This is a genomic window from Candidatus Omnitrophota bacterium (genome assembly GCA_028716565.1).
Classification (GTDB): domain Bacteria; phylum Omnitrophota; class Gorgyraeia; order Pluralincolimonadales; family Pluralincolimonadaceae; genus Pluralincolimonas.
The window spans coordinates 1-17,081 of sequence record JAQUPL010000002.1; the positions used below are offsets into that span (position 1 = coordinate 1).

15 protein-coding genes and 2 tRNA genes are annotated in these 17,081 nt (G+C 54.8%); all 17 read right to left on the minus strand.

Annotated elements, in window-relative coordinates; genetic code table 11:
- Window position 1 precedes the first annotated feature (1 nt).
- Window positions 2–80: transfer RNA gene (locus tag PHO67_03200), tRNA-Asp, on the minus strand.
- A 170-nt stretch (window positions 81–250) separates the two neighbouring features.
- Window positions 251–327, minus strand: a tRNA-Val gene (locus PHO67_03205).
- A 189-nt stretch (window positions 328–516) separates the two neighbouring features.
- Complete coding sequence (locus PHO67_03210; GenBank protein ID MDD5546156.1) at window positions 517–1,644, minus strand: M48 family metallopeptidase; 1,128 nt, start codon at window positions 1,642–1,644, stop codon at window positions 517–519.
- Complete coding sequence (locus tag PHO67_03215; protein MDD5546157.1) at window positions 1,641–2,171, minus strand: DUF4416 family protein; 531 nt, start codon at window positions 2,169–2,171, stop codon at window positions 1,641–1,643. The genes PHO67_03210 and PHO67_03215 overlap by 4 nt, the downstream gene beginning before the upstream one ends.
- Window positions 2,172–2,864, minus strand: a complete 693-nt coding sequence (locus PHO67_03220; protein MDD5546158.1) for a hypothetical protein — start codon at window positions 2,862–2,864, stop codon at window positions 2,172–2,174.
- A complete protein-coding gene (surE, locus tag PHO67_03225; protein MDD5546159.1) occupies window positions 2,839–3,612 on the minus strand; it encodes a 5'/3'-nucleotidase SurE in 774 nt (257 codons plus the stop codon). Before surE ends, PHO67_03220 begins: the two co-directional genes overlap by 26 nt.
- Window positions 3,609–4,682: a DUF362 domain-containing protein gene (locus PHO67_03230; protein ID MDD5546160.1), complete on the minus strand. Its 1,074-nt coding sequence runs from the start codon at window positions 4,680–4,682 to the stop codon at window positions 3,609–3,611. Before PHO67_03230 ends, surE begins: the two co-directional genes overlap by 4 nt.
- Entirely contained in the window at window positions 4,679–5,170 is a 492-nt protein-coding gene (locus PHO67_03235; protein ID MDD5546161.1) for a metallophosphoesterase, read from the minus strand. Before PHO67_03235 ends, PHO67_03230 begins: the two co-directional genes overlap by 4 nt.
- Window positions 5,171–5,183: 13 nt before the next feature.
- Window positions 5,184–5,846 (minus strand): peptidoglycan editing factor PgeF, encoded by a 663-nt coding sequence (pgeF, locus tag PHO67_03240; GenBank protein MDD5546162.1) that lies wholly within the window; start codon window positions 5,844–5,846, stop codon window positions 5,184–5,186.
- Window positions 5,846–7,822 carry a BamA/TamA family outer membrane protein gene (locus PHO67_03245; GenBank protein MDD5546163.1) on the minus strand — a complete coding sequence of 659 codons (1,977 nt, stop codon included), beginning with the start codon at window positions 7,820–7,822 and terminating at the stop codon, window positions 5,846–5,848. The genes pgeF and PHO67_03245 overlap by 1 nt, the downstream gene beginning before the upstream one ends.
- Complete coding sequence (locus tag PHO67_03250) at window positions 7,804–8,595, minus strand: protein-L-isoaspartate O-methyltransferase (protein ID MDD5546164.1); 792 nt, start codon at window positions 8,593–8,595, stop codon at window positions 7,804–7,806. The genes PHO67_03245 and PHO67_03250 overlap by 19 nt, the downstream gene beginning before the upstream one ends.
- Before the next feature lie 2 nt (window positions 8,596–8,597).
- On the minus strand, window positions 8,598–9,425 hold the full coding sequence (locus PHO67_03255) for a lysophospholipase (GenBank protein MDD5546165.1): 828 nt from the start codon (window positions 9,423–9,425) through the stop codon (window positions 8,598–8,600).
- Window positions 9,426–9,434: 9 nt separating this feature from the next.
- The gene (locus PHO67_03260; GenBank protein MDD5546166.1) at window positions 9,435–11,231 is read right to left on the minus strand and encodes a long-chain fatty acid--CoA ligase; all 1,797 of its coding nucleotides are present in this window, start codon (window positions 11,229–11,231) and stop codon (window positions 9,435–9,437) included.
- A 12-nt stretch (window positions 11,232–11,243) separates the two neighbouring features.
- Window positions 11,244–12,554: an FAD-dependent oxidoreductase gene (locus PHO67_03265; GenBank protein ID MDD5546167.1), complete on the minus strand. Its 1,311-nt coding sequence runs from the start codon at window positions 12,552–12,554 to the stop codon at window positions 11,244–11,246.
- Between the two features lie 27 nt (window positions 12,555–12,581).
- A complete protein-coding gene (locus tag PHO67_03270; GenBank protein MDD5546168.1) occupies window positions 12,582–14,630 on the minus strand; it encodes a patatin-like phospholipase family protein in 2,049 nt (682 codons plus the stop codon).
- 359 nt (window positions 14,631–14,989) lie between these two features.
- A complete protein-coding gene (gene era, locus PHO67_03275; protein MDD5546169.1) occupies window positions 14,990–15,886 on the minus strand; it encodes a GTPase Era in 897 nt (298 codons plus the stop codon).
- Between the two features lies 1 nt (window position 15,887).
- Window positions 15,888–17,057, minus strand: a complete 1,170-nt coding sequence (locus PHO67_03280; protein ID MDD5546170.1) for a tetratricopeptide repeat protein — start codon at window positions 17,055–17,057, stop codon at window positions 15,888–15,890.
- Between the last annotated feature and the right edge of the window lie 24 nt (window positions 17,058–17,081).

Below are 17,081 nucleotides of genomic sequence, written 5' to 3' on the forward strand. Positions count from 1 at the left end.
ATGGCGGGCCCGACGAGATTTGAACTCGCGGTCTTCAGATCGACAATCTGACGTGCTAGACCAGACTGCACCACGGGCCCGTCGCAACACTTCTTGTCAAAAAATGGGGTGTTGCTCCCGTGGGGAAACCTTGGTTTCCCCACGTAACCCCTTCCTCAAAGCGCGGAAGACGGTCTCTCCCGCACCCTCTTAGTTCGCTTGCTTCGCAAGCGAACCTCGATCATAGTCAAACAACAAATATTTTCATATATGGTGGGCACTAGAGGACTTGAACCTCTGACCCTCTGCGTGTAAAGCAGATGCTCTAACCAACTGAGCTAAGCGCCCTTATAAAGCAGAATGGTGAGTGTATAAATTACCATAAAAACTAAGGGGTGTCAACTTCACAATTTTGCCTTATTCCCTTGAAATTTAACGTCTCGCGAAGAGCCGGTTTATGACGCAGTAGATATTTGGTAGAAGCGAGTAATAAATAAGGCCGAGCGAGACTTAAATTTCAAGGGATAAGCGCCGATATTAGGGCTTATTTTTATATTCCTCCGCTATCTTCAGGCGTTTTCCTATGGACGGGTGGTCGTAGAGGAATATCTCTATAAGCCGGTTCGGCTCCCTGTCGGCGAGGTTCTGGTCGCCGAGCTTGCCCATCATTGAGATGAAGGCGCCGGGATTTTGCGTGATCTCAAGGGCAAAACGGTCCGCTTCCCTCTCGAATACCCTGCTCAGCCCGTTCTGGAAAGGCATCATGACAACCGCGAAGAAGAAAAATATGAGCGCAAGCAGCGGGAAGCCCGCCAGGTCGGCTATCCCGCGGTAATCAAGCATCCCGGAAAAGCCCTTGAATACCAGGTTGGCGATATAAAAGCTCACAAACGTCACCGCGGCGCCGAATACGAGCAATTTCATTATGTGGCCCTTCTTGTGGTGGCCGAGCTCGTGGGCGAGGACAGCCTCTATCTCGTCGTGGGTGTACTCCTTGAGCATCGTGTCGCCCAAAAGCACCCTCCTTGTCTTCCCGAGGCCTGCCAGGGCTGCGTTCGCCTTGACCGTCTTCTTGCTTAAGTCTATTTCGAAGATGCCGTTGACTTTCGAGCCGCATTTTTCGGCGAGATTCAAGAGGCGGACGCGCAGGTCTTCGTCGGCAAGCGGTTTTACCTTGAAAAATAGCGGAAGGATGACGACAGGCGCGAGCCTGCTTAGGACTATCGTGAAAATTATCCAGAATACGGCGGTCCATATCCACCAGGTCGCGGTAAAATTCCGCAGGAACAGGTAAAGCGCCTCGATAAGGATGAAGAATATCGTCCCGCCGACGAGCAGCTTCTTTAAATAATCGAGGACCCAGCCGCCGAACGTCTGCGTCGAGAGCGAGAATTTCCGCTCGAGCGAGAAGCCCTGGTACATATCGAGCGTGAACGTGACCGCCGCGTATATAGCCCCGAACACCAGGAAATAGGCCGCGGTCTGTATCCACGGGTTGCGCGAGGCCCCTTCGGCAAAATTGCGTATCCATACGGACGGGCCCTGCGTGGCCATGATATAGAGGAATAAGACCGTCAGGACGAGCTCGACGCCGAACAGGACGTTCTTTATCCGCGAGTATCTTTTGCCCTCGCCTGACCCGCCTTCGAAGAACCGCTCTATCATTTTATCTGGTGCAAATATATCTTGCGGATCTCGTTGAAGATGTCGACGTATTCCTTCGTCTGGTAGTCGCGGTATGTCCATTCCCACGGCTGGAACGACCTGTCGACAAAGCGGAGCGTTATCTCGGCGAAGACGCCTCCGTGCAGGTAGACCCTGTGCGCGTTGTCTTTCGTCGTCGCGAGGATCAGTTTCGCGTCGGTAATGTAACCCGGGTCGATGTTTATCCTGCGCGACGGCTTGCCGCGCTCCCTGCTCATCCCCAGCTCGAGCTTGTTCGTGTAATGCTTTATCTTCGGCAGGACCTCGGGGTTGACGAGCTTCCTGAAGGATACGAACTGCCTCTTTAGATTCTGCCCCATCTCAGGCGCGTAATAATCCGTATACGCGAAATCCAGCAATGAGGTCCTGAAATCTATCTTCCCGAATTTCCATTCCAGCGTCTTTTCTATTTTCATTATCAGGTCCGGGTCGTTCGATATCATCCCGATGATGAGTTTGACCGGCTTATGCTGCTTTGCTGCTCCCATTTAATCCTCCTGTTGTTTCCCCTTGCATACCCTTACACATACACCGCAAATAGAATGGCCTATCCCCGCTTTGTTGGCAAAGGTTTTCAACAATTCGCGGCAGGCCTTCAAATCCATGTCCTTTGGATCTTTTTTGATCGCCTTGGCCGGGCAGGCGGCGACGCACGCTGCGCATTTCCCGCAGCTGATATCTACCGGCTTGTCTGACTTGAGAGGCATATCGGTAAGCACTGTCCCGTATCTTACCCTGGCGCCGTATTCCGGGTTGATGAGCAGGCCCGAGCGGCCGGTGAAACCCAGCCCGGCGAGGCGGCCTATCTCCCTGTGCGAGAGCGTCGCGCGCATCAGGCCCCAATCCTCGACGAGGCTCGCCGGGACCGGCAGCGCGGAATAGCCGCTCTCCTGGATATGGTTTGCCAGCTTAAGGGTGATCTCGTCGATCAGGGAATTGACCCTTTTATAATGGAAGGCGTAGATCTTTGACGGCTCATCCACGACAGTCTCGATTATCCTGCCGGAGAGGCGCACGCCTATCGAGATGCCGCGGTCGAGCCCTTTGAGGACGGACTTCGGCTCGATGATAAACCCGTCTTTTATAGACGATACATCGGCGACGCCGAAGAGCGAGGCGCCCTCCCCTTCGGCGATAGCTTTCAATTTTTCGTAATTACTTAAAGAATCTTTTCCTTGCATCAGCTAATTTCTCAAAGTCCTTATAATCGGTCATATCGAAATGGAGCGGCGTTATGGAGATGTAGCCGTCGCGCACCGCGACCGCGTCAACGAGCTCATCGCCTCTTACCTCGGCCCTGTAACTGCACAGCCAGTAATAGAGGCGCCTGTTCGGGTCCTCGCGCATGTCGTAATCTTCCTTGTAGAAGGTAGACATCCCCTGCCGCGTTATCTTTACCCCTTTTATCTTCGACCTCGGAAGCGCCGGGACGTTGACATTGAGCAGCGTAGTGACAGGGAGCTTCTTTTCGAGCATCAGTTTCGCGAGTTTATGCGTAAAATCTACCGCCGCCTCGAACTTTTCCCATTTAAACGACGCCAGAGAGACTGCGAACGCCGGGACGCCGAGTATCGCCCCCTCTGTCGCGCCTGAGACCGTCCCGGAATAGAGGACGTTTATCCCGAGGTTCGGCCCGCGGTTCAGGCCGGATACGATCAGATCCGGTTTTTTCTTCTTCATTATGTTCATCAGCCCGATCTTCACGCAATCGGCCGGCGTGCCTGTTATCGAGTAGCCGAAATATTTCCCGTCGCGTCGCGCCTCGTTGACGCGCAGCGGCACCGATAGCGTTATCGCGTGCCCCTGCGCCGAACGCTCGGCGTCAGGCGCCACGACCGTCACCTCGGCTATCGACTTTAATTTTTTCTGCAGGGCGGCTATGCCCGGCGAATATATCCCGTCGTCGTTTGTAAGTAATATCCGTTTCATTTCATCTCTATCAATTCGTATTCGAGGTTACCGAGGCCTATCCCGGCGCCGTACCTGAGCTGCGCCTCCCAGTCGATATGAGGCCATTCCCTTTTGAATGCGTCGGTCTTGGAAGCTTCATTTATCAGATCGGCAGAGGCCTTATCGATCGCTATCGGGTCTGTCGAGGCGAATATCCCGACATCAGGCGCCACGGACGGGTCATCCTTGGCCAGGCAGTCGCATTCTTTCGTTATCTTCATCGCGTAACTCAGGAATAATATCTTCCCCTCTTTGTCCTTCATCACGCCCAGGGCGAACTCGGCCATCTTCTCCTGCACGTTATTGCTCGACTCGCTCCACGATATGTCGATCGCGTCGCTGCGGCAGGCGACGAGGCAGTCGGCGCAGCCGATGCATTTCTTCTCGTCTATATACGCTATTTTTTCCCTTAACGTTATCGCCCCGGTCGGGCAATGGATGACGCACAGCCCGCAGCCGATGCACGCCTTCGCGTTGACGTTAGGTTTTATCGCGGAATGCTGCATCAGTTTCCCGGCGCGCGTCGCGAAACCCATCCCGATATTTTTTACCGCCGAGGCCAAGCCTGTGACCATGTGCCCGGTCACGTGGGAGAGGACGACGGCCGCGTCCGCGTCGGCGCAGGCCTTCGCTATCTTCACCGACTTGAAATGTTTCTTGTTGATCTTCACCTCGAAATCTTCGCCCGATCTCAGCCCGTCGGCGATGACGACCGGCGCGCCGCATACCTCGGGCGTAAAACCGTGCTCATAGGCGATATTCGCGTGGTCGACAGCGTTCGACCTCGACCCCTTATACAGCGTGTTCGAGTCGGTAAAGAACGGCTTGCCCTTGAGCGCGGATATCTCGTCGGCGACGAACCTCGCGTGGCGCGCGTCGACGTGTCCGGTATTGCCTTTGTCGCCGAAGGTCAGTTTTATGGCGATGAGCGCGTCCTTTTTGACTATTTTTTTGAGGCCGGCGTTCTCGAGCAGCCAGCGCGTCTTCCCGCGCATCGAATCGAGCGGTTCGTCTTTATTGGCTTTTACGAAAAATACTTTCGACTTCACGCAAGCTCCACTATCTTTCCTTCCATCGTCTTGATGTCTATTATCGCGACCGTAGATTTGCCGGTCGTCCAACCGCCTGTCTCGCCGGGATTGACCAGAAGGGCGGTGCCCACCTTCTTTATCTCGGGCTTGTGCGTATGGGCGTAGATAAGGAGATGCAGCTCCTGGTTCTCTATCATGCCCATGATGCCCGGGACGTCTTCTATCTCGTGGGTGATTATCATCCTTACGTTCGAGAGGTCATACCTGTAAGGGTGGTCGACTATCATGCCGTTCGATTTTATGGAGAGGGCCTTCTTGTCGCCGTCGTTGTTGCCGTAGACGCCCAGCCATTTGCATTTCAATTTGTCGAGCGGCGAGAGCGCGAACGGCGAGCAGTAGTCGCCGGCGTGGACGACCAGGTCGCACCCTTCCGCGTTGAATACCTCTACCGCCTTCCTCACCATAGGCACATTATCGTGCGAATCAGCCATCACTCCGAGTTTCATGCGTTCCTCCGTATCATTTTAACATTATAACCGAGAGCATCCTCCCGGCCTTGTCCTTCTCTTTCCTGAATGAGAAGAATTCACCGTTCTTGCAGGCGGTGCATATGCCGCAGTCAAAAATATTTTTTGCGCTTATCCCGGCGGCGATCAGCTGTTCGGCGTTCTCCCCTACCAGGTCGAAATAATGCTTATGCGCCATTTTAACAACCGAATCCGGAAAATGCACCAAAAATTCGCTGTTAACCTCGTAACAGCACTGCCTGAGCGCCGGGCCCATCCCGGCAAACAGCTTCGCCGGCGCCGACCTGTATTCGGATCTCATCGCCTCGACGACGTTTTTGGCTATCTTCTCCTTCGTGCTCTTCCATCCCGCGTGCGCGACGCCGATGGCGTTATGCTCGGGATCGTATAACAGCATGGGAAGGCAATCGGCGGTCCTGACAGAGAGGGTTATCCCTTTCACATCGGTTATCGCGCCGTCCGCGCCCGGGATCTCGCCGGATAAGGCAGTCCTCGCGTCTATCTTTACGACCTTCCCGCCGTGCACCTGCTGCAGGCGGACGAGGCCCTTAGGCGGTATTTCCAGCTTTTTCAGGAAATCCTCGTGGCTTATCTGCCTGTCGGATATTCCGTGCAGGACAGGAAACTTGTTAAACTCCCGGAACGATATTATCATCAGAACGGCAACCCCACATCGAACATGAACCTCGGCACTTGCCTCTCCTTGTTTGTGTTGAGCGGGTAAGCGAGGTCAAAGCGCAGGACGGTCCACTTCGTCTTGAAGCGCAGGCCCGTGCCGATGGAATTCTGGAGCTCCGCAGGAAAGCGCACCCTGTTCAAGCTTCTCCAGTTCCCGCCCACATCGTAAAAGAACGCGCCGTTGAACCATTTATATATCGGGAATCTCATCTCGGCGTTGCCCAGCAGCATCACCGTCCCCCACAGGGGCCTGTTGTCCGCGTCCTTCGGGCCTATGGAGTTGACTTTATACCCGCGCACCGTATCTATCCCGCCCAACATGAATTTTTCGAAGAAAGGGACGTCCTTCGTTTCGCCGTACCTGTCCATCCACCCGCCCATCCCCCTGAAGGCGACGGTTATCCTCGGGAAAGGCAGGGTGAAACACCATCTCCCTTCGCCTACGGCCCTCATGAAATTATAATCGCCGCCGAGGCCCTTCGCGGCGACGCCGAAACCGGCGTGATAGTACGAGCCGTCCGTCGGGTAGAGGTTATCGTTGAAGGTGTTCCTCTCCCAGTGGAAGGATAGCGTGGACACGCCGGTCCTGCCCGCGTTATTCTTGAATTCCTGTGGAGCCCAATCCGCTATTTTATCGACATTCACGTGCTCGTATGTGTATTCGAGGAACCCGTGGGTATGCTCTGTCAGCCGGCTCCCGAATATAAGGCTGCCGCCGAGGTCCCGCATGTCGTGACGGTCGTCTTTCGACGCGCGCCAGAGCACCTCACCGCCGCCGAAATATCCCGAGCCGAAAAGGTTCTGCCGTATGACGCCGGCGCGGATATCCCGGTACCTGTTGTTCGTGCCGACCTTGACCTTGTAGCTCGTCTCGTTGCCTATGATATTCCCCGCGTCTATCGAAAAATTCGATACGGGATACTCGGGATAATACGAAGGCTCGATCCTTTTGGCCTTTTCCCTGTCGACCAGTTCCGCGTAAAAGAACTGGAACGTCTTCAATTTGGCGTAGCCCATCGTGAATAGCGAAGTGAAATGGCCCGACGGTATCCAGACTATCTGCGGCTTTCCCAGCGCCTCCCACAGTTGGTCGGTGCTCGCGCGCGGGATCGCGGTATCGAAATACGCGTTTACCATCAGGATTGGCTTGCCCTTGCACCCGTCCGCGAAAGTCAGCGGGTCTATTATCCATAACCTCTTCTCGAGCTCTCCCTCCGAAACTATCCCTTCCTCTTCCAGGCTTTTCTTGAATGTCTTTGTCGCGAAGCTGTTCCACATTATCTTGCCCATATCGCCGCCGCCGAGGATTATCGCCATCGAGCACGGCCTCCGGTCCACCGCGGTGACTATGGGCACCATTATCCCGCCGAGGCTCAGCCCCATTATGCCGATCTTTTCCTTCTCGACTTTCGGCTGCGCTTCGAGCCAGTCTATGCCGCGGCGCGCCTCGATGACTATCTGCCGGAATAACTGGACTATCGCGTCAGAGCCGCATTGCCTGATATTCTCCTCGAGCCATCTGCGGCTGAATTTATAATCCTTCTGGTAAGCGGTCTGGATGAACAGGACCGCTATGCCGTTGGAGGCGAGTTCGCGGCAGAATTCCCCTTCGATCTGCGGCACTCCTCCCGCTATGTGGCTGAGGAATATTACCGCGGGATATTTTTCCTTGCCATTGGCTTCGCCAGGGACTCCGCCCTTCGGCTCATAAAAATCCAGGTATACCGTATTATTGGGATAATCGGTCTGCAGGGCGGAAGGATAGCTGAAAGAATAATGTTCATATTGGCTAGTCTTCTCCCTCGGCTCGAGCTTACAAAGAGGCGCGCCCTTGGCGTAATCGTAAAATTTGGCGGGGTCCGCTTCTTCGCCGTATGCGGAAAAAGCCGAAGCCCCCGCGAAGAAGACCATGATATAGAACGCGAACGGCCATTTCATTTTTTCTTCATCCACTTACTGCCTTTTACGGCCTCCCATTTCGCGCCTTCTATTTGTTTCGGCGGGGTTTCTTTAGCGGCCGCCGAAGGCGCCTCGCCGGTGAGCGGCGTTACCAGGGTACCTGTCATCTCTAAGCCTTTGCCCTTAGGCGTCTTCTTAAGCACGACTATCTTCTTGCCCCAGTATTCGCGGAGAGGCATCACCATCCTTCCGTTCGGCATGAGCTGGTCGATCGCCTGCTGGGGGGCGAAATCTATCGGGCTGGTTATCACGATGACGTCGTAAGGGGCGAATTCCAGCCATCCCGCGTCAATCCTGCCCGTCTTTACTTTTATATTTTTGTAGCCCAAGGCCTTGAGCTTCTCCCCTGCTTCCAGCGCGATCTTCCGCGACGGTTCGACGCAATAGACATCCGCGGAGAGTTCCGCGAGGACGGCCGCCTGGTAACCGGACTCTATGCCCAATTCCAGGACCTTCTCTTTCCCTTTAAGGCCGGCGAGTTGGGCGACCAGCGAGACGAAATACGCCGGGGGGACGGCTTCATCCCCGCCTACCGGGAGGGATATATCCTCGTAGGCGTATTGCCTCATGCCTTCGGGGATGAATTTGTGCCGCTCTATTTTTCCGACCGCGTCGAGGATCCTCTTGTCTTTTATCCCGCGCGCGGCGATCTGGGAATCGACCATCATCTGCCGCTCCCTGGCATAATCCGTTTCCTCCGCGGCGCAAACGGCTGATGACGCCAGTAAAAAAGAAAGGAAAAATGCGCACGGGCCGCGCAGGCTCATATTCACGCCCTTTTCGCTATCCAGCCGAGAATGTAGTCCGTTATCTCCTGCCTCTCCGTCTCGCGCAACAGCTCATGGTAGAGGCCGTCGTATAATTTTATCTCTTTGTCCGCGAAAGTCATCTTCCGGAAAAATTCCTTTGTCCCGGACGGGTCGACCACCTTATCCCCGGTGCCTTGCAGCAACAGGAGCGGGACCTTTACCGACGCCGCGTTCTCGAGGGCATACGCCGCCGCCTTTGTCGCCTCGGAAAATAACCTGAAAGAAATGACCCTGTGCGATTGCTTGTCGCCTTTCGTCTTCTCTACCAGTTCTTTATCATGCGACAGGTATTCGAAAGGCACCCTGTTCGGCGTCGTGAGCCTCGGCAGGAAAAAAGACAATAATCCGGCCATGCCGGCCTCTATGCCGGTGGGCGGGCTTACGAAACGCAGGGCGGGCGCACAGACAACCGCACCTTTTATCATCCCGCCGTATTTCATCGAAAAAAGCAGTGAAGTCAGCCCGCCCATGCTGAGTCCCACGATAAAGGCGTCATCGCACAGCGATTCGATCTTGGCTATCCCGACGAACTGGCGCAGGTCTTCCACGAGATCATCGAACCTGTCGACGTGGCACCTGAAGCCGCCGGAGCGGCCGTTGCCGCGCTGGTCATAGGCGAAGAAGGCCATCCCCTTTTTGCAGGCGTCCTCGGCGAAATAATTGTATTTCGCCGAATGCTCGCCGAGCCCGTGGACGAGGATTACCGCAGCCTTCGGTTTTTCCGGGATGAAAGCCCTGTAAAATATGTTCTGGGCGTCTTTATTCTTGAACGAACCTTCGGTCTTCATTGTGCCGTCCTAGGATCTGTACATCCCGTCGAAGATATCCTTGTATTTTTCCGCGACGGCCTTCCGCTTTACCTTAAGGGTCGGCGTTATCTCGCCTCCCTCGATAGTCAATTTATTTTCCAGCATGGTGAACTTCTTTATCTTCTCGTAATTGGCGAAGTCCTTCTGTTTCTGCTCTATCCTATCGGCGATGAAATCCCGCACGCGGGGATGCCTGGCCAGCTCCTCTGCCTTTATGTACGGTATGCCCTGCCTCAGGGCGAGGCCCTTGAGCGCGTCGAAATTCGGGACTATGAGGGCCGTAATGTACGGCCTCCTGTCGCCGTGCAGGATGACTTCGTGTATATAGGAATCGGACCTGATCGTGTTCTCTATGTTCTGCGGCGCGATATTCTTCCCGCCGGCGGTTATTATGATATCCTTCTTCCGGTCGGTTATATAGAGGAAGCCTTCCTCGTCGAGATACCCGATATCGCCGGTGCGGAACCGCCCGTCGGCGTCGAATGCCTCCTTGGTCTCGGTTTCCTTTTTATAATAGGCCTTCATCACGCCGGGGCCGGTGATAAGTATCTCGCCGTCCGGGGCTATCCTGACCTCGGTGTTATGTATGGGCTTGCCGACCGAACCGAATCTGAACGCCTTGAAAGTATTTACAGTAACGACCGGCGAGGTCTCGGTCAGGCCGTATCCCTCGAATATGAATATCCCGAACGAATAGAAGAACTCTCCGAGCTCTTTCGAGAGCGGCGCGCCTCCTGATATGAAGAACTTGATCCTCCCGCCGACGGCGTCCCTTATTTTAGAGAAGACTAGCGCCTTCGCCAGTTGGTATTCAAGCCAGAGGACCGGGCCGGGGCCCAATTTGTTCAATTTGGCGTCGGCATATCTCTTGGCCGCCGCAGCCGACCTCTCGAATATCTTTTTCGCGGGCTCCGGGCTGCGCGAAACGGAATCCATTATGTTCGCGTGCATCTTTTCGTAGAACCGCGGGACGGAACAGGCGTAAGTCGGCCTTACGTCTTTGAGATCCTGGGCTACGGATTCATTGCTGCCGGCATACGCTATCGTTCCGCCGACAAACATCGTGAAATAATAGCTGGCCATCCTCTCGAAGACATGGGAAAGCGGCAGGAACGAGAGGCATGTGTCATCCTCGCCGAGAGGCAGGAGGTCGACGGAAGACCTGCAGTTCGAAAGGAAATTTTCGTGCGTCAGGCAGACGCCTTTCGCCGCGCCGGTCGTGCCTGACGTGTAGATTATCGAGGCGAGACCGTCCTTCCCCGCGGCGTTAAGCCGGAATTCGAATTCGCCCCTTAGCTCCGGCGCCTTCGACGCCCCGGCCTTAAGGACCGACTCGAACGGGATGATAGCGGCGTCGCCTGTCTTTTCCGGCAGATCGATCATTATTATTTTCCTGAGCTCCGGGAGCCCCTGCTTTATAGAGATTATCTTATCCAGCTGCTCCCGGGTCGAGACTATGACCATCGCGCAGCCGGAATCCCGGAGGATATACTCCATCTGGAGCGAGACATCGGTGGGATAGAGCGGGACATCTGCGCAGCCGAGGGAAAGGACGGCGAGGTCGGAATAGGCCCATTCCGGCCGGTTCTCGGAAAGCAGGCCGACCTTCTCGCCGGGTTTAAGCCCGAGGGATATCAAGCCGATGGCGAGGTCTTTTACTTTGCCCTCTGCCTCTGCCCAGCTTATATCGCGGTACTTACCGTTCTCTTTCGACCTGAGGGCGCACTTCCCTCCATACTTGTTCGCCCTCGAGAAAAACATAAAAGGAATCGTGTCTTCACGCATCGAATTATCCCGTCAGAACATCACTTTGCGCGCGCGATTCATCCCGATAGCCAGCTTGAGGAGGTTGACCCTCTTCAGGCCCTTCTTTATCACGGCCATCCTTGACTTGCCTTTCGGCGTCTCGGAGACGGTGAAGAAGTCCTCGGCCAGCTCGACCAGCAGCTCCGGATATTCCTTGAAAAATTCAGGATGTTTCGCCGCGAAATTTGAAATGCCCTTATAGCGCTTCAGGTCCTTGAACACAAAAGAGTCTTCCAGCCGCCTGCGGTATCCCGCGAGCCCGTTCTCGGAGAAATCGTTCTTCTGTTTCGCCTCTATTATCGTCTCGGCCGCGAACAGCCCCGAGGCCATCGCCAGGTTGGAGCCCTCGTGGAACATCGGGTTCATATTGACGAAACCCGCGGCGTCGCCCGCGATGATTAGCCCGTCCATCGTCAGTTTCGGGAGGTGGTCGTAACCGAACTCGGGTATCAAATGCGCCGCATATTCCAGGAGCTTCCCGCCTTTTACGAGCCGCCTTATCGACGGGTGTTCCTTGAAATTCTCAATGAGGTCATTCGGCGTCAACTTGTTATATTTCAGGTCCCTGGTCGAGACGCCGATGCCGACCGAGAGCGTCTCCTTATTGGTGTAGATAAAGGCCGAGCCTACCATCCCCTTCACAGAGCCCCCGAAATATTCGAGCGAGGCCCCTTCCTCTCCCTCGAGGTTGAACCTCTCCTCGATGACTTCCTTCGGCAGGGCGACGACCTCCTTGCAGCAGGTGACCATATGCTCCGGGACGTGCCTCTCCCTCAATCCCAGCCTTTCGGCGAGGAGCGAACCGACCCCTTCCGCTATGACGATAGTGTCCGCGAAAAGGTCGCCGTCCTCGAGCCGCGTCTTGACCCCGACCGCCTTTTTGCCTTCGGTGATCACCTTATCCACGACAGCCTGGTTGAGCACCATTACGCCGGCCTCTTCCGCTTTCTTTGCGTACCACGCGTCGAATTTCCCGCGAAGGACCGCGAAGGTGTTATTGAACGGCGGCTTATTGAAACCCTCGAACCTCATCCCCATCTGCAATTCAGAATCGGCGGACAGGACTGAGAACACTTTTTTCACGATGCGCCTTTCCACCGGCGCCTCTTCCCAAAAATTCGGTATGACCTTATTGAGTATCGTCGAATATAATATCCCGCCCATCACGTTCTTTGAACCGGGCGCCTCCCCGCGTTCGAGCAACACCACGCTAAGGCCCGCTTTCGCGAGCGTATACGCGCACGTCGTCCCTGCCGGGCCGGCGCCGACTACGATGCAATCGAACTTCTCACCGCTTGCCATCGGTCCCTCTCCTTATAGTATAGATGATCATTCCTCTATCAATGCTTTTATCTGCGGGAGCATCTTTTCCGTCTCCTGCTCCCCGCGCCTTATCAGCGCCTCTACTTTATACAATTCGAACCACGCCGCGTTCGGGAGGACCGGATGTATGACGCAATCCGCGTCCTTGGACGAAACCTCGGCGAATGCATACTGCATAGCCAGCGAAACGTTCATCATCACATCGAATATGTTAGGCGCGAATGTCCGGCGAATCCAGTTTCTGAAATTATAGGCGAGGCGCGAGAATACCGTGCGCCGCGACAGCCTTATTTCGTCGTTCCTGCGCTTCTCCTCGAATTCCTTGAAGGCCTTCATCATCTCTTCCTGGCTTGGCAGGCAATTCACCGCTATTATCTTCTTCGCGCCGAGTTTCGTCAGGACGTCTATCGGCACCGGGTCGAGGGTGCCGCCGTCGATAAGGAAATCATCCCCGTATCTTACGGGTTTTATAAACGCGGGGATGGAACACGAAGCCCTAAGCGCGTCGACAAGACTGCCCTCGTCAATAACTATGTTCTCGCGGGACCTGAGGGTATTCGCGACGATCTTCAGCGGGATATGCGTATCGTGGAATGTCTTCTTCCCGAGGTATTCCCGGAAAAACTTCTTGAAATTATTCCCGTTCATGAAACCCTGCAGCGGCATGAGCGAAAAATCCGCCAGCGAAAAGAGCATGTCCTTCCTCTTGAATCTCAGCGCTATCTTTTCGAGTTCCCCGCTCTCTATGCCGGACGCCCAGAAAGCGCCGACCACCGCGCCTATCGAGGTGCCTGCTATAAAATCTACCGGTATCTTCTCCCTCTCCAATACTTTCAATACGCCTATATGGGCCAGCCCGAGCGCCGCGCCGGAGCCGAGCGCGAGGCCGACGAGGATCTTCCCGATCTCGCGGGCTATCCTCCTTACGGACCTCGAATAGAGGCTCTCCGGGACAGCCAATACCGGGGGCAACCCCGCGGACATCATCCCGGCCAGTAACCCCAAATCCGGCAGTGTGGCATATGCCTTGTGGCCCAGCAATTTTACCTCTTCCTCGAAACTCTCGGTCCTCACGAACTCGTTTATTATCGCCTTAACGGTATTTTCGGGATCCTGCACCGCCTTCTTAAGTTCTTTTATGAGCATTCCCGTGGCTTTAAGGTTATGCTCATTGCAGTCGCTGACTACATGTATGAGGTCTGACTGCTCGAGAAGCGCGTAGGTCGGCTTGCCTATCTCCGCCGGCATGTCGACGATTATGTAGTTGAACTCCGACGTCAGGGAACTCAAAAAAGAGATGACATGCGACGGCTCGATCTTGCTGTGGTCGTCACAGCCCATATTAAGGAGATATATGCCCCCGGCTTCGTATTTCACAATAAGGGGCTTGGCCTCCTCGTAATTCATGCTGTGGCGCTTCAGGTCGACGCATTTAAGCTCATCCATCTGCAGCATCGAGGAGCATTCGTTCCCCGAATGGCTCATGTCGAGGAGTATGACCTTTTTGCGCGTCTCATAGGCCAGCGCTATCGCGAGGTTGACCGCGTACATTGTCCGCCCGGATTTTTTCGCGAGCCCGAAGACGGATATTATCGAGGACTCGAAGATCGTCCTCTGTTTAGATTCTGCCTTCTTCAGGCGGCGCGAGAGCGCCTCGGTAAATTTCAGGGCAAGCTGAGGCGCTTCCTTGAGCAGGAGATCGAAATTCTTTTTATCTATGCGGAGGACCAGCGAATCGTTTATTATGCGGACCGACGCGGAATGCGGCTCGTTGGTAAGAAGGGAGATTATGCCCACATAGTCACCGCGGTGCAGGTGGACAAGCGTCCTCTCTTCACCGGACGGCGTCCTTACGAATACCTTCGCCCTTCCCGTGACCATGCAGTAAAAGGAATCGGCCGGGGCGCCTTCGCGGTAGAGGATATGGTTCCTCTTGTATTCGGCTACATAGGAATAATCCTCTATCAGCTTTTGGGCCGCGCTCGGGAGGCCTGAGAAGATCGGTATCCTTCTTATTATGGACGCTTTGTCTATACTTGGGTTGGCAGGGTTCATCTCTTGTATTATATAGGCTTGGGAGGGAAAAGTCAAAAAAAACGCCAACGGCTCTAAACCCCTTCGAAGCTGCTTACTGCGATACTGCCGCTTCTTTCTTGAATCCTGCTAGCCGTTGGCAATTATTGTCAGTTGACCGTTAAGGGGGCAACCTACGCCTTTGACCTTTTCTCCAGTTTCGGCAACCTTTTGGCCTTGTCCCTTGACTGCGGGATTTAGGCTTGAGGTTTTGCGTCCCGCCCTTTCGGTGCCGACTGATGCGGCATCAGCGCGTTTTGGCCTATTCGCGCTGAGCGGCTTTGCCCTCTTCGGTCAATTGAAGTATGCCACATCCCGGGGAAAATACAAGGGTGAAAAGATCACGCGTAGCCGAGCATCTTCAGCGCGTTGGGGTCCTTGCGCCAGTTCTCGTGGACCTTGACCCACAGCTCAAGGTAGGCGTGCCGGTCGAGGAGCTTCTGGATCTCCCTCCTCGCGGTCTCGCCGATGGCTTTTAACATCTGGCCCTTATGGCCGACCAATATCTTCTTCTGCGAATGGCGTTCGACATATATCACCGCCCTTATGTAGACGAGTTTCCTCGGGCGTTCCGTAAATTCCTCGATAAGGACCGCGACCGAGTGCGGGACCTCCTCGTGCGTCATCTCAAGGGCCTTCTCGCGTATTATCTCCCCTACCATGAACCTTTCGGTCCTGTCGGTAAATTGCCCGTCGGGAAAATATTTCGGCCCCTCGGGAAGATGCTCGATGACCTTCTCGAGGAGAATGTCCATATTGTCGCCGTTCGACGCCGATGTCGGGATTATCTCCCTGAAATCGTAGAGCCGGGCCCCGTCCTCGATAAGCGGCAGGGCGAGCGACTTGCTCCTAAGGTCTATCTTGTTTATCAGCAGGATGGCCGGCTTCTTCGCGGCTTTCACGAGGTTGAATATGAGCATATCTTCCGGGGTTACGCCTTTTGTGACGTCCAGGACGAAGACGATAAGGTCCACTTCGAGCAAAACGTCCTTCGCGACCTGCGTTATCTGTTTTCCGAGGAGGTTCTTGGGCTTATGTATCCCCGGCGTATCGACGAATACCACCTGCGCTTCGGGGCGGGTCAATATCCCTTGTATCTTGTTGCGCGTCGTCTCGGGTTTTTGCGTGACGATGGCGACCTTCTCTCCGACAAGGCGGTTAAGGACCGTCGACTTGCCGACGTTCGGCCTGCCTATTATCGCCACGAACCCTGATTTGAATACTTTTTTATCCGCCATATCAGTAGAGCCTGCCTTTATTCAATTCGGTAAGCCAGCGTTTTTCGAATTCTTTCATGGATGTGTTAAATTTTTTTTTCATGACCGCCTCGAACGTTTCGCCATCGCCCATCCCCTTAAGGATCTCGCGGATGGTGTATTTGTTATACCTCTTCATCATGTAAAAGGCGATGGTATACGACTCCTCGCACGCGAGCCAGTAATCTTCACCGACGTCTTGCGCCTTCAGCACATCATCGAGGCCGGCGAGCGGTATCAGCCGGTTCTTATCGACCGCGGCCTTCAGCGTGGCCATGCGCTTTTTCATATACTTAAAACCCTCGTAATAGGCAAGCCCTTCGTTCATCCACAGCGGCGCCCTTCCCTTGGAAAGGTCTTCCACGATCAGGTGCGTGTATTCATGCCAGACCAGCCCCCGTATGTGGTCGGGCGCGTAATCCGCGCCTATCAGGGGGAGCCGTATCTTGCCGTCATATCCTCCCTGCGTCCCGGCCGGCCATCCGCCTATCGTCTCGAACTGTTCCCTGTCCGATATCAAGACCGTTATCCTGTAACCGGGACGGTAATCGAAGTCCTGCCCCAGGAGCCTGTATGCCTCCTGGAGGTAATATCTTATATTATAACTTAACCTGGCGCCTTCGCGCGAATATTTGATCTCGAACCGGTCCATCCCGGTCGAGCGGTAATCTTTCTCGACCTTTGCTTCCTTGGCCAGTTTCGCTATTTTTTCTTCAAGCTCTTTCCTGTATTTATAATCCGGGTCCGTCTTTAGCGCTTTTTCCCAAAGGGCCTTCGCTTCGCCCATCTTCTGCGACAGGTATTTTATATCGCCCAATAAGACCAGCGAATTCATGTTCTCCGGGTCAAGTTGAAGCGCGGCCTCAAAATATTTTTGCGCGCCCGCGAGGTCCCTCCTGTCGTACTCGGCCATGCCCTGGCCGGCGTAGGCGGCGGCAAGGTTCTTCTTTATCGTCTTATCCGAGGGGTTAAGCCTGCGGGCCTGCTCGAGGTAGGATACCGCGGCCGCCGCCGCGCCGTCCTTGAAGGCCTTGACACCCATCTCGTTATACATCGCGGCCGCCGCCGGGTCGTTTGTGACCCGGCCGTAGGCCTGGACCGGCGCAACAACAGCCAGGATGACCACAAAAATTTTGAGGATCTCGGATTTCATGTTATAATCAGTATACCTTAACCG